Genomic DNA, 13,765 nt, shown 5'->3' with positions numbered 1-13,765 from the left:
ATTGTCGACACGTCAAGGAGGTCACGATGATCACGTTTCGCACTACCCTTACCCTCATGCTCGCGGGCGCTGTCCTGGCGGGCTGCACGGCACCGGACACCAGCCAGTCGCGGGTGCCTATCACCGACGATCCGGTGATGACGAAATACGACGCGCAGTCTGATGGCGGCGGCGGCTGTCCCGGTGGCGGCCGGCAAGGCACAGCCGGAGGCGCGGGAGAGTGCCTGCCCGATTATCCGCAGGACCCCTCGGACCCGCCGCGCATCCCGGGCCAGCCCCAGTCCGGCGGCGGCAACCAGGGCGGTGGGCCGCAGGGCGGGCGCCCCTGATTTCCCTCAGATCCTGCGCCGGATGCTTCTGCCAAGCGGCCGTTTTTCATCGTTGCGACGGGGAAACGAACCGGGTATAGCACGGCGCAGGCACCTGTAGCTCAGCTGGATAGAGCGCTGCCCTCCGAAGGCAAAGGCCAATAATTAAGTTGCTGTTTTTTATACATAAAATATGTCTTGTGTCAAATTTGTCCGGAAATGGTCTGGAAACTCTCTTGTTGCGTACGGTTTCCGGACAAGTTAGAAGCGGCGCACGCGGTCTCATAGCTCAGCTGGATAGAGCGCTACCCTCCGAAGGTAGAGGTCCCAGGTTCGAATCCTGGTGAGATCGCCAGCCCCAGATAAAAAATCTTTCGTTTCCATATGGTTGGTGGCTTGCCACGTAGATATGATGAGCGTGTGACAAGTCGCTATGCTAAATTTGAGAGTGTGAACCTCTACGTTGAACGCAGAGTATAAAGCCTCCGCAATTTACTTACGTAAATGCAGTTCTGTGGCTAGTTTTGACCATACTAAGGGAGTCCAAAAGCAATTATTGAATAAGGACCAGCTGTTCAGCCCGCCGCAAGCTCGTGGATGAGTTCGAGCGCACCGTTGCGTACATCGCAAAAAAATATTGCGCAGATTGTAGCTCGGTCGTCTAAATGCTGCCAAGGACTTGTCTTTCCCTGAGTTCAGGCGGCTCATAGGTGTCAACCTTTGAGCGATAAATGGTTTATTCCACTCGCGATTTCATATACTTATGTCTCGTCCAGCCCTTGGGAATGCGGGGAATTTGCTGCTGAATGCGTATCAACGTGGTCGACAAAATTATCGTACCACTTTGCTAGCATTCGTGTTGGCACCTTCTCTGCTACGAGCGCTTCCTCACCAAGCAGTAAGAGAGCTTGAATAATAGATTCTTCGCCTAGGTTGGCTGCCTTTCCCATCATTGAGTTTACGCTTCTGTCGAAAGGGGACATTGAGCCGTGTAAAAGGCGCGAGCGCAGATCGTAGACATCTTTTACTTCTTGCTTCCATTTTGCACGATCATTGGCTTCCAGCGAGCAGCACAGAGCTGAAACACGATCCGAAACCAGTCGCGTTGCGTCCTGCTTTTCATCAGTCATGACCATACGTTCCAGCGCCGTGACGAATTTGATGATCCGGTTCGATGGTTGCTCGTCCCTTGAAGCATCACCGAACCACTGTGCTGCATCTAAAATTCTGCGGCTGATGGGACGTTTAAGCTTCGGGTTGGCTTCTGTCTCCAAGGCAATGCCGAATAATCTTAATATGTTCTGGAGGTGTTTGTCCCTGAGCCATTCTGACCAATCTTCTGGGAAGCAGCCTTGCCCTGCCCAGGCCAAGGAGCCATGAGGGGCCAACTCACCGCTCGAATTAATCGTTAGACCTCCACGTCTGTCTACCCGCAGGGCGGCCCCCCCCACCCGCATACGGTCTGTGTTTTTTGCTCTAAACACCAAGTGCAATAAGTTAACCGCGGATCTTACAGTTCGCTCGGCGAGATCGGCGGACGTCGCGCTGTCACAACCTTCAATGATAATCTCACCAACCCAGTCAAAATTTCGGTAGTGTCTTAAAGCATCCAACATAAGCTGCCGCATGTGCTCGCGTCGCTTGGGTTCCTCATTTTTCGCGTATCCTCGGATGTGGCTGGCCACAGTGCTTTTAAAGTTCGAACGATTGCGGAACGTTACTGGACCAACAGAGAATGCGTCTGGGCTCTTTGTGGCCATTAAGTGGCAGGGGATAAAATGCGTTTTGTCTTGGCACTTTTTCTTCGACGCACGCCCAACCGACGATAGGAGCCTGTCTACCTGTTTTTCATCTATGGGTCTTCTTTCGACTAAGAAACGCTGTACCAAAAGCTCTTCGGTCAGCTTTCTAAGTGTCTCGATTGTTACGTTTCCAGACAGTGCATTCCGCTCGCCAGCCAGACGTGCGATAAAAGTAACCTTTTCATATGCTGCGAGACCGCAAAGCATCCGGCCGTGGCCAGACGGGTGCGGTAGATCGCAGAACGCCTCAAGCTGATCGAGACCTGCAAAGGCATCTCGCCCCATTTTCTTGAAGCGAAACACTTCATCAAATATAAAAAAGATATCTTCGGCAATCGTTTCCTTGAGGTTACTCATCACCCTGACCTTTGGAACGAATAAAGCAAAGGCGTCCGAACGTGGCAGCGGCATTGCAGCAGGTGTTTTCTCCTCCAAATTTCCGGTACCACTTCAAATTTCTGTCGGTGGCCGCGGCTTGATCGAAGGGCGGCTCTGAGCCCATACCAGACCTTGGTGCGTGGCCCAGAATCGGACGCAACGGCGGGAAGCGAGCATTCGCTGCAGCGGCATTGTGAAATGGGAGAAGCATAGAGAGCAGTCATTGAAACCATGCAAGTTTCGGAGGAGATCTTATCGTACTCTAGCTAGATACGCCCAAATTTAAACCGCTGCTCGAATTCGTCAAAACAGGAGTGAAGCTTTGATTGGAGGTAATGCAATGACCCATCTCAATCGAAAAACGACCAATCAACCGAAGCTGTTATGGGCCTCGACGTTTCAGAGGGCTTGTGACCAGACTGGCCATTGCAAATTGGAAAGCAACCATAGTGATTGAAAAAATCGCTCAAGAAGAAGCTTTCAATGTCAAAAAGGTTCTCATTTCCGTAGTTCCTGAGAACGTCTGCAGAGTAGTACGTAAACTTCACCCCCTGCGTCTTTGCGTAGTTGCTAATTCCCATGTTGCCGGATTGGCCGGACAAATGGCCGCCAAGCCTCTTGAAAAGGCTGTTTTGTTTTGACTCGCTCATCCCAATGTAAATCAGCTTTGAATTCGCGAAGGGATACGCGATTTCACTTTCGGTCAAATAGATGAAGTAGATGCCCGCAACGCCGCGAACAAACTTGATTTCTTGCTCGCTAAGATTGTACGTTTGTGTGAACAAAATTCGCATTTTTCAATACTAAACAAGGGGATAGTCCTTGACCACCGAAAACATCAAGACAGCGTCCGAGGTCATTGCCGAGTTCCTCGACACCCAGGTTAAGGACGAATCCCTCGACGCGGACACTGTGGCCGCTGTCAGCAAGCTTCGGAAGGAGGATGATCTAAGCAAGGTCAAGCTGCTACGAAAGCTGGAAGAGGCGCGCAAGGCCGCACTCAAGGCTGATGTGGCGGGGGCAGAGGAGGCAGGTGATGACTAAAGTTCGCAAGATCACCGTTTCGCGCTTTCGCGGCGCACGTTTCGAGCTGCCCCTCGATTTTTCGAAGAAAACGAAGAGCGTTGGGATCTTCGGTGAGAACGCGTCGGGCAAAAGCACTATTACAGATGCCCTTGAGTGGTTCATTCATGACCGCGTGGACCACCTGTGGCGGGAGGACTGCAAGCAGGACTCACTGCGCAATGTGCTAGCCGGCGACAAGCCCAGCTCTGTGGAGCTGGTATTTGACGGCACTGACCGCAACGGAACCAAAGCGCTGTCGGACACGCTGAAGACCTCAGCCACCTTTGCCAATGACAATGCAGAGCGGCTTGTTGCTGATCTGAAAGGTGACAATATCATTCTCAGGCATGCCGATATTGTTAACTTTCTCGACAAAACAAAAGGCGGAAAGCGTGAGGCCATTGCCGATATTATCGGCTATAGCGAAATCACGAAATTTAGAAACGTCCTTTTGCAAACCAAGAACCAGCTCGAAAAAGAAACTGAATACACGACCGCAAAACAGCAGATTCAGCGCCTTCAGTCCGGGATGATCGCGGAAATAGAGCAGGTTGTTCCTGACAGAAAAGAATTTTACGGCGTGGCCGCCAAGGTCATTAAGCCATTTGATCTTAAGACAGAAGTTTCTGACGAAGAGTCCTACATTGAGGCTTTAGAAGAGCTTCGGGGACAGGGCAGCAGTGAAGAAAAGATACGACTGGCAGAACGATTTGCGCAGCTTGAAAAGGCTTGCAGTGATCTGGTCGCCGACATTGATCAATTCTCCGATGATGCCAGGGCATTTACGGACAAATACAACGCCCTCGCTAAAGAGAGCGAAAACGTCAACAAGCTTCGGCTCAGTGACTTTCTAACACGCGGCAAGGCCGTCCTAGAGGATGAAGTCTTTACCGATCCGCAGTGCCCGTTTTGTTTGCTGCCCTATGAGCTTGCCCAACTTCAAGAAGAGGTCGGCAAGCGCCTTGAAGCGTTAGAGGCGTTGCAGAAGCAGCTCGATGAAGCAGGCACGCTCAAGGATACGCTTGCCGAGACCGTCATCAACGCGGGCCTTAATACGAAAACCATCATGGAGACGTATTCCGATCTGAAGGATTTTTCTTCGCTGATTGAGGCTGTTAAGTCTGCGCGACCCAAGTTGCGCGACTATCTGAAAGAGCTGAAATCCGCCTTTGACGACAAAAAGGTTTTCGAGTCACCGGCTGGTTTCGATACCGAACTGAAGGCGTTGCGTGCAGAATCGGAAACGGCTGCGGAGCATGCCAAAGAAGCTGCGAAGAAGCTGCAGCTCACGGAGCTGGAGAAGAAGGTCGCCGCTGCGCTGACCAGGCTCAAAACCGTCAGCGATCAGGTGAACGACTTTGAAAGCTATCAAAACATAAAGGGTGCTTACGAAGCCCAAATCATCACCCTGTCCTCAATACTGGATGCCTTCATCAAGGTTCAGAATGGGGCACTGCAAGCCGTCCTGGATACCATCAGCGATGATGTCGGGAAGTTCTACACGGCGCTTCATTCCAAAGAGAGCGTGGACAAAGTGCGCCTGACTATGGTCGGCGATGAAGGTGTCGAGTTCCAGTACACTTTCCATGGCAAGACGACCCAGCCGCCACGTAAATATTTGAGCGAAAGTCACCTAAATAGTCTTGGCGTGGTGCTGTTCCTCGCCAACGCTCGCATTTTCAACAAGCACGCCAAGTTCTTAGTGCTGGACGATATCGTCACAAGCTTCGATACATCGCATCGGCGCAGGCTCTTACGTCTTTTGCGCAACGAGTTTTCCGATTGGCAAATTATCATCCTCACGCACGAGAATATCTGGTTCGACATTATCAAGAGGGAGATGGGGCAGCATGGCTGGATTTTTCATGAGGTCCGGTCAGACGGTGCAAATGGTATCCTTCTCGAAAACAGCCCCGCGACGCTGAAAGAAATCATCGAACAGAAGAAGGGCAAGGAAGACGTTACCAATGACCTACGCAAGCTACTGGAGCTTGTCCTCAAGAACATCTGCCAGGCTCTTGAGGTCAAGGTGGCCTTCCGCTTCAACGACATCAACGAAAAGCGTATGTCCGATGAGCTGATCAGTGCGCTGAGATCAACTTTGAAGGACAAGTCGCCCGATCTGCTGGATACGCAAATCTTCTCCGATCTGGCAGGCTCAGCCCTCATCGCCAATCTGGTCTCTCACGATAACGCCGACAAAATTGTCGGCGAGGACATCGATGTGTTGCTGGAAGATATCGAGAAGCTGGTCGCCCTCTTTGTCTGTGAGCATTGTGGCCGCCATATTCGCGCAGATGTCGATGTGCCCGGTGAGAAAGCCATAGCTTGCAAATGTGGGAAGTCTCGATTGCCTTGGAAAACTTGAACTCTGCACGGCGTGCTTGGTCTGAATTCGCGACTGTCGCGAATGGCAGAAAATCAGGTCGTACCCGCAGCATTCGAGCGAGGTGCAGAGAGTCCGGTATGGGCTGACCAATTTGGCGGGGGCAAGCCTTTGACAGGCATTAAGCTACTGAAGAGTGGCCAAGCATTGTGACCGTACCAAGAACGAAATCTTGAAGGAGAGACGATAGATGCAAGTGAGGATGGTGCAGCATGCAGTTGGTCAGGGCGGCTTGCATTGCGGCGAGCTGACGCTTGGTCAAAAGCCGCTACGCTGGGTCTATGACTGCGGCTCCAATCAGGCCGATGCGTTGAAGCGGGAGGTCGGTTCCATCGCCAAAGGCGGCGAAATTGACCTGCTTTTTCTCTCTCACCTCGACAGCGACCACGTCAACGGTGTCGATCTTCTACTGTCGCAGGTAAAAGTCCGCGAAGTGATCTTGCCCTATCTTAATGAGGAAACCCTAGTCGCAATCATCGCACGTGATGTTTCCCGCGGCGCATTGACGGGAGTGCTCGTCGAGGCTGTAAGCGATCTGTCAGGTTGGTTTGGAAGCCGCGGCGTTGAAACCGTCACTTTCGTCGACGGCAGTGACGATGAAGGGGGCGACGGTCCCGATGTGCCTGACGCTCCGGTTGGCAGCGGTGATGGCGACTGCACCGCGAAATGGACGGGTGAACTGGTACCTTTCCCGGAGACTAGCTCCGTTTCTCAAACAGGCGCAGGTACCGCAAAGATGCGGCGAGCTTTTCCAGGCGCGGCTCTCCTTGTGATGACACCGGGCGGGCAGCTCAATTGGGCATTGGTGCCCTATGTCCATAAACCTTCCGCTGCTTTGATGAAGGCCTTCAATGATGCTCTAGATGCCGAGTTCGGTAAAGGCACGGACAAGAAAGCTATCGCTCAATCAGCGAAGGACCCAGCAGTACGGGAGAGGCTGCGTAATTGCTATGAAGCGCTTTGGGCCGATCACAACCTGATCTCCATGACGCTGTACTCTGGTCCAATAACACCGGAAAGCATGGAAATAGACATATGTTTTTGTCGACGCTACCCCTATTGGCACACCCATTACGAATCGCCCGATTTTGGGGGGTGGATGCTCACGGGCGACGCGCATCTCGATGGTTTGCGTCGTCGACAAAGTTTTCTGAAATTTTACCGACGCTTTTCAGGACTCACCAACGCATTTATGCTCCCACATCACGGGTCGGTCCACAACCATAGCGACGAAGTAATGAATGCGATGCCAGAGTTGCGGGTGGGCTATGCTGCAGCCGGACCGAACAACTATGGGCATCCGCATAATGAAGTGCGCGATGCTGTCCGAGCCCATCGCTACGCCTTTTTCCATCAAGTTGATCACAGGCAATTCAATCAGATCGTGATGAAAGTCAGAAAACGCTGATTAGGCGGCATATCGTAAAGCCAAGTTTTGGAGAGCTAGATTTGGATCGCAATCAACTGGATGAAATAATCAGCTCATGCCTACAGGAACTCTATGATCAGGATGGTCAAATCTTAGCTCAAGACATCGGCGAGTGTGCAATTTGCGGGCGATTGGCTATGCTAATGGGCCCTAAGTTTCCTTTGTACAGCGTGGATATTGAGTACAATCGCAAGGGTCCAGGCCTGGATCCGAAAGACATTGAGATGCCGGATGAGAACGGTGAATTGACGACCCATCGAGTATTTCCGGATATCATTATACATGAGCGTGGGCACAATCTTCGCAACTTTTTGGTCGTCGAAGTGAAGAAGTCCACCAATGCCGTCGGTGACGAGCATGATCTCGCAAAGCTACAGGCGCTGTGTCGTCAGCTTCGATACCAATATGGGTTGTTTTTGCGGTTGTCCACGGGGCCAAATTCTGACTTAGCAGGCGTCCAACGCCAATGGGTCGAAGGGCCTGTAATAGGTTAGTTTTGAACGGCAACTCTCGAGAATCTGCGGCGAAGCAATAACGAATTTGATTAAGTCGGCTAAGGGCCGTTCGCGACGGTACGAAAATCTGGGCGGATTGCAGAACTTCGCCGCTGTCGCGAAGGCATCCTCGGTAGGCCGCGGAAACGGACATTCACCCGGAGAACCGGTCAGGAACCTGAGGATCGATACGACAGCTGCGATCTCAAGCCCAAAGGGCGGCGGCGATAGATGCCGACTTTCAAATGGTGCGTCACGCAGGCCGTTCTCTGCAACGTTGCGTGCTCGGCGGGATGAAAGTTGCCAAAAATCACTCGCCGTTTAGCACAAAGCCAACTTTCCCGCTTCCCATATCGCTTGCCAAGGAAGCGTTGACGCAAATTGCGCTGAGTGAACAGAAATGAATACAAACGGGACCAGAACCTCGGTCTTATGGAACGGGGTGTGGCGCTTACCATTCGCGCCCTGAAGGAACTCCCACTCGTCTTTGAAGGCCGCCACTGGCAGCCGCCCTTCCAATTCGGTGATGACTTTGAACTTAGCGGAATTGAGCGACTTGTAGCTAAGGACCGCGCGTATCCAGAGAATACAGATGGCGACTCCAGCCAATGAAATCGCCCAAGTGTTCGCCCCGTCGGTGTCCCGCGCGACGTAGGCGGTCGCGCCGATGATCGCTGTGTTTACAGTTAAATAGAACGAATTCGCGGACTGTCGACGTTGACTGACTCGATCCGCCATTTCCACAAGCAACTTGTAGATCTCGAGGACTTCTTCGGTTCTCTCGTGTTCTGTGGTCGCGCTCTCCAAGATTAGTAGTTCCCATTCCCAAGGTGCCAAACGCCATTGATTACCGACTGCTTATTCCATCCGACAGCCTGCGTGGAAGCAGCCATGACAACAGAGGCAGCGCGTTTCTGCCCCCACGGATCGACAGCTAAAATAGGCTTGCGGTGGAGAGCAGAACCGCCGATCTCCTTTTTAATCCACTTGCTGTGGTTCGCATACATGCCAGTTGGAATCACCACGACGTGGCTCGCGGCGATCCGCTCGTAAATCGCCGCTTGAAGAGCTTGGTCGGAGGGCGCGTAGTGGATAGGATTATCTCTGGGGACAGAGGTATCGAAAAAGTTCAAACGCGTTCCATTTATAAACCAATCGTCTTCAAATATCCACTCTGCCAGCTTGTTGTAGTGATCTGAATACGTCCATGAATGACTGATGAAGACGTTCATATTATACTACTGCTCCTGTCCTATAAATCGTATTGGCGATTGAACGCGGTTAGCGGAAGGGTAAGCCTTCACCGAAGCGGGAAGCTACTATGCTGCGTTCCACCTGCCATCTGGAGAAGGGTCCTTTTTGGCCCAGTTCCCAAGCACTGCCGCACCCGGGTTGCTGACCTTCGCAACCGCGGACATGCTGCGCAACCAACGAACGGCAGGTCCGTCGAAGCTGAGCCGCAGCATAGGAGCAGGCAGTGGATGAGAGGGCCGTCAGAATCCGAGGCCACAAGAATTGGGGCGATAATGTTGGCCTGGGAGTTTCATGGCTTATTCCTCATCCGTCCTTTATTGTCTGGAACTCCATGTTTCCCCGGAGCAATGCTCACCATCCGACCATCTGGTCCCTCGAGGCCTCGATGTCCGCTTTGGATTGCGACCATCCGCCCATCCGACCCCTGAAGCCCGCGCGAGCCTGCTGGTATCGCAACCATTCTGCCGTCTGCACCCTGAAGGCCTCTGCCATTAGGGGGGATAGCCACCATCCGGCCATCCGTGCCTTGCAGCCCACGCCACCCCGACGGCACCTCTATCATCCTACCATCAGATCCTTGGAGGCCTCTTGCTCCTCGGCGAACGGCAACCATGTGGCCGTCCGCCCCTTGGAGGCCTCGCCAACCATCGGGAATGTTGATTGATCGCCCGTTCGAGCCGGTGAGTTTCCGCGGCATATAAAACAACTCCATAGTCGATTATGCTTTAGGTTTAATGTTTACAGCAATTTTTCATTATGAGTCTTCCTGCGCAGCTGAGCAAGGTCCGGTATCACATGCTGCATCGCAGCGTTGCACGGGCACTGTGAGTAGCCGCTCTGGGCCGTTCGCAACAGTCCGACAGACAGGGCGGGAAGCGGACTTTAGCCGCGCTTGCGAAGAGCTTATGTTGGTGGTCATGGATCCGGACATTCGACTCCTTCCGTGTCCGAAACTTGCCACGGTAAAATAGTTCGTCCGGCCAACATGCAGACTTTAGTGAGGGTGCCGTCGAATGCCTCACTTTGCGAGTTCAAGGGATATCAATATCGAACAGTTTCTCACCTGGTTGCAGCAAGCCTTCAACAACCGTGAAATTGCCATCGGCCTGTGGATCATCCTTGGCCTCTTGTTTTGTCTATCCAGGGCAGACCTGCGAAGCAGTCTCTGGAACCTTGCCAGTGCACTGATTGCGCCAAAGCTACTATTGTTCTTCGGCATAGTTGCCATCAACGTGGTCGCTCTGTGCTGGCTGCTGGCCGAATTAGGATTGTGGTCGATGTCCCAGATGCCACCCACTATTCTGTGGTTTGTGATGGGCGGCTGCGTTTTTGCTGGTCGAGCATTGCAATCGAAGGAAGATGACCAGTATTTCCGCAAGCTGTTTCGCGGCAGCGTGAGGCTCGGCGGCATCTTTGAGTTTATCGTGGTTGCTTACACTTTCAGCTTCGTTACCGAGTTGGTCTTGGTGCCTGTCCTCTTCTTCTTGGCAGCTACTTTGGCTTTTGCAGACACAAAGCCAGAATATGCGAAGGCAAAGGTCTTGCTGGAGTTCATTTTGGCTACCTTTGCCATTGTGTTGGTCTGGAACTCTGTATCATCAATTTGGTCACAGCCAGACCAGTTCTTCACAACAGATACCGGGCGCAACTTCGTTCTACCGATCCTGCTAACCGTCGGAAGCATCCCAGTTTTCTACCTGCTGTTTTGCTACTCGCACATTGAACAAGCCCGTATTCAGATTGATCAAAAGACCTTTCAGTCTGACGACCTGAAAAAGTATGCGCGTAAACGCTTCTTTCTGATCTTCCCGTTGCGGCCCTGGCTTTTACGACGGGCAACACGTCAATTCCACGTACTTCCTGCAAGAACTAATGCAGATGTGGACCAGATCATCTCCGACATAATCAATTACGAACGAAGCGAAGAAGCACCGCCAACCGTGGACACAACGGAGGGCTGGAGTCCATTTGAAGCCAGAGATTTCCTCAGGGAGAAGGGATTGCGGACAAACGATTACCACAAGGGCTACGATGAATACTGGGCCAGTTCAGAATATGTCGACCTTGACAGCCATATCCTGCCGAACAGGGCGGTTTTCTGCATCGAAGGGCAGGAAGGGATCGTTACCACGCTCAAACTGACGGGGAAATTCATGGATGACTTCGACAGTGGCGAAGCAATCCAGAAGCTCAGGGTCATCGGTGCATTGCTTTGCGAAAAAGCTGTAGGGAATGCCGATATCGCAATTGATTCACTCATTCCAAATTCCGAAGTATTTGAAAACGAAATGATCATTGATGACACGACAGTAAGGGCTTGGGGTGAACGATACCCAAGCAACAGAGGCTTTGAGGTGTTTCTCACATTGTCTCGATGAACATAAGCAAGTGCATGAACTTCGTTTTGCTGCAAATGGCCCTTCCCAGGGGCAAATCTACACGAGGTAGTTGATGAGTAATTTTGACGACGTTCCAATCACCAGCCCAGACAATGACCGATTTGGCTTTGATCCGTTCGCCAGTGCCATCAGCGATTGCATTCGAAGTGTCGAGAACCCAATTGGCAGCGTCGTGGCGATCTATGGCCCTTGGGGCTCTGGTAAGAGCAGCGTTATCAATCTTGTCCGGCACCATCTTGCGAAGGACGCACCCGATCTTGATGTGATCAACTTTCCGGCTTGGATGTATCGAACCGAAGACGCCTTGGCCGTGGGATTCTTCAAGGAACTCTATGCGGGGCTATCACCTGTCCTGTCGGACCAGACGAAGGCCGCTGGAGCACTTCGCAAGTTGGGGGCCAACCTTGCAGGCGCAAGCAGCCTTGCAGGAATGGCCGTAGGCTTGTTCGCAGGGTCGGTGGGAGAGAAAGCAACGACTGCAACACTCGACGCACTGGGTGGCTTCATAGAGCAGGGAGAAACTGCGGAGGACCTACAGGCAACCCTAGCCGATGCCCTTCGCGAAGCAGGGAAGAAGTTCCTCGTCGTCATTGATGATCTGGATCGCCTTTCACCGGAGGAGGCGCTAGTCATTTTCCGATTGGTCAAGTCGGTAGGACGGCTTCCGAACGTCATGTATCTTTTGGCCTACGACCGCGAGGCGACGGAGCAAGCCGTTGCACGTCGGTTTCCGTCAGAAGGAGCGCATTACCTTGAGAAGATCATCCAAGCAGGATTCGAGCTTCCTCAACCCGATCGATCACATCTGAACGTCATGATGGGTGAGGTGCTGAATGGGTTGGCCGCTGATCTGCCTGAAATTGATCCAGTCGAGTTTGGCAATTTGTTCCATTCCATCGTTGTGCCGGAGTTAAAGACGCCACGGGATGTATTGCGGTTGGCCAATACGCTCTCGATCACAATCACCCCCATCAAGTCAGATGTCTTTTTTCCAGACTTTGTGAGTCTTGAGACTCTGAGGGTGTTCCGGCCAGCGGTCTATAGGGCCATACGGCAGAACAAATCAGCCATCCTGAACGCGGGTCAGAACGATAGGTACGACCAGCGTGATGCCCGTTCTGCCCAATACACATCGATGCTCCTGGGGAGTGAACCTGAAGATGATCATGGGCAACTTCGGGAAGCCCTTATGAGACTGTTCCCTCAGTTGCAGAATGTCTTCGCAAACACCATCCATTCAGGGACAAGGGAATGGGCTCGTGAAAGGCGAGTTTGTTCAAACGAACACTTTGACACCTATTTCCGATTTTCAGTCTCGTCGAAGACCATACCTAAAGCAGAACTCGACTATCTCCTCGACGCATCAAGGACGGTTGAAGAGATTCAGGACCGTGTTCGGGACGCGATAGGGATCACTCAGGCTGAAGGGCGGACCAAAGCCTCATACATCCTTGATGAGTTGACGGCCCACGGGCCCAACATCTCCTTTGAACAGGGCGAGAAGCTGTTGACCGCATTGTTTGGCATGGCCGACGAATTGTTCTTGGACCAAGATGAGGGGCGCGGTTTCGCATCATTCGGCGACAACAGGTTCAGACTGCACTGGCTGTTGCGATCCATACTCAGAGACCGAACTACCCTTGAAGAACGATCCGAGATATTGGCAAGAGCTGTTGCCGCAGCCACCTTGCAATGGCACGTCGATTTCAGCAATTCGGCTTGGGAGGACCACTACCCCAGCAATCCTGACCGCGATCCTTCTTCAGAAGCGGAAACGCTGACAACTGAAACCGTGGCTGAGCAGCTTCGAGGCCAAACACTCGAAATGCTTCGGGCAGCGGCTGCCGATGGCACGATGCTGTCTTCAAATAGTCCTGCTCGGCTGCTTTTTGAATGGGACAGGCTACAGCCCAATGGGGCTGGTGAGGTCGTGGCCTACACAACTCAGGCTTTGGAGGACGACACAAAGCTCTACCAACTCGCTGTGGCATTCCTAGGAAAATCTTACAGCCATGGCATGGGAGGTTTCGGTGGCGCACCTGGCGATCTCGTCCAACGAGAGAACGACCGCGCACAAGTGGATGGAATTGATCGACTGCTAGATTTGGACGAGTTCAGACGGCGGTTGAGCGAAGCACAGCGAGGCGACGGCCTCGACGAAAAGCAAAAGTCTACCATCGGTCGTTTCTTGGCTGCATGGGAACGACGTGACGCTGGCGAGGATTGACGATCCTGGGCTCAACTTGAGGC

11 protein-coding genes and 1 tRNA gene are annotated in these 13,765 nt (G+C 52.6%); 9 read left to right on the top strand and 3 right to left on the bottom strand.

Going from position 1 to position 13,765, the window contains the following annotated elements:
• Positions 1-26: 26 nt before the first annotated feature.
• Together XM53_RS01045 and XM53_RS01040 are read left to right on the top strand one after the other, a co-directional pair.
• Positions 27-329 carry a hypothetical protein gene (locus XM53_RS01045; protein WP_057789409.1) on the top strand — a complete coding sequence of 101 codons (303 nt, stop codon included), beginning with the start codon at positions 27-29 and terminating at the stop codon, positions 327-329.
• A gap of 257 nt (positions 330-586) precedes the next feature.
• Positions 587-663, top strand: a tRNA-Arg gene (locus tag XM53_RS01040).
• Positions 664-1,069: 406 nt separating this feature from the next.
• Here XM53_RS01040 and XM53_RS01035 read toward each other — a convergent pair.
• Entirely contained in the window at positions 1,070-2,467 is a 1,398-nt protein-coding gene (locus tag XM53_RS01035; RefSeq protein ID WP_144435411.1) for a HEPN domain-containing protein, read from the bottom strand.
• 431 nt (positions 2,468-2,898) lie between these two features.
• On the opposite strand from XM53_RS01035, the gene XM53_RS23365 reads away from it, so the two are divergent.
• From XM53_RS23365 to XM53_RS22925, 5 genes are all read left to right on the top strand, one after another.
• Entirely contained in the window at positions 2,899-3,129 is a 231-nt protein-coding gene (locus tag XM53_RS23365; protein ID WP_160321350.1) for a hypothetical protein, read from the top strand.
• A gap of 181 nt (positions 3,130-3,310) precedes the next feature.
• Entirely contained in the window at positions 3,311-3,532 is a 222-nt protein-coding gene (locus XM53_RS01025; protein WP_057789402.1) for a hypothetical protein, read from the top strand.
• On the top strand, positions 3,525-5,921 hold the full coding sequence (locus XM53_RS01020; protein ID WP_057789396.1) for an AAA family ATPase: 2,397 nt from the start codon (positions 3,525-3,527) through the stop codon (positions 5,919-5,921). Before XM53_RS01025 ends, XM53_RS01020 begins: the two co-directional genes overlap by 8 nt.
• A 208-nt stretch (positions 5,922-6,129) precedes the next feature.
• The gene (locus XM53_RS01015; protein ID WP_057789395.1) at positions 6,130-7,347 is read left to right on the top strand and encodes a ComEC/Rec2 family competence protein; all 1,218 of its coding nucleotides are present in this window, start codon (positions 6,130-6,132) and stop codon (positions 7,345-7,347) included.
• 41 nt (positions 7,348-7,388) lie between these two features.
• On the top strand, positions 7,389-7,862 hold the full coding sequence (locus XM53_RS22925; RefSeq protein WP_144435410.1) for a hypothetical protein: 474 nt from the start codon (positions 7,389-7,391) through the stop codon (positions 7,860-7,862).
• Between the two features lie 321 nt (positions 7,863-8,183).
• Here the strand turns inward: XM53_RS22925 and XM53_RS01005 are convergent, their stop codons facing one another.
• Together XM53_RS01005 and XM53_RS01000 are read right to left on the bottom strand one after the other, a co-directional pair.
• The gene (locus XM53_RS01005) at positions 8,184-8,669 is read right to left on the bottom strand and encodes a RipA family octameric membrane protein (protein WP_057789393.1); all 486 of its coding nucleotides are present in this window, start codon (positions 8,667-8,669) and stop codon (positions 8,184-8,186) included.
• Positions 8,670-8,671: 2 nt separating this feature from the next.
• Entirely contained in the window at positions 8,672-9,094 is a 423-nt protein-coding gene (locus XM53_RS01000) for a TIR domain-containing protein (protein ID WP_057789392.1), read from the bottom strand.
• A 1,035-nt stretch (positions 9,095-10,129) separates the two neighbouring features.
• On the opposite strand from XM53_RS01000, the gene XM53_RS00995 reads away from it, so the two are divergent.
• Entirely contained in the window at positions 10,130-11,494 is a 1,365-nt protein-coding gene (locus XM53_RS00995) for a hypothetical protein (RefSeq protein ID WP_057789391.1), read from the top strand.
• A 73-nt stretch (positions 11,495-11,567) separates the two neighbouring features.
• Positions 11,568-13,742 (top strand): KAP family P-loop NTPase fold protein, encoded by a 2,175-nt coding sequence (locus tag XM53_RS00990; RefSeq protein WP_057789390.1) that lies wholly within the window; start codon positions 11,568-11,570, stop codon positions 13,740-13,742.
• The last annotated feature ends 23 nt before the right edge of the window (positions 13,743-13,765 follow it).

The organism is Roseovarius atlanticus (assembly GCF_001441615.1).
Lineage (GTDB): Bacteria > Pseudomonadota > Alphaproteobacteria > Rhodobacterales > Rhodobacteraceae > Roseovarius > Roseovarius atlanticus.
The sequence above is the reverse complement of the archived record's forward strand: the minus strand, read 5'-3'. Positions and strand labels throughout refer to the sequence as shown.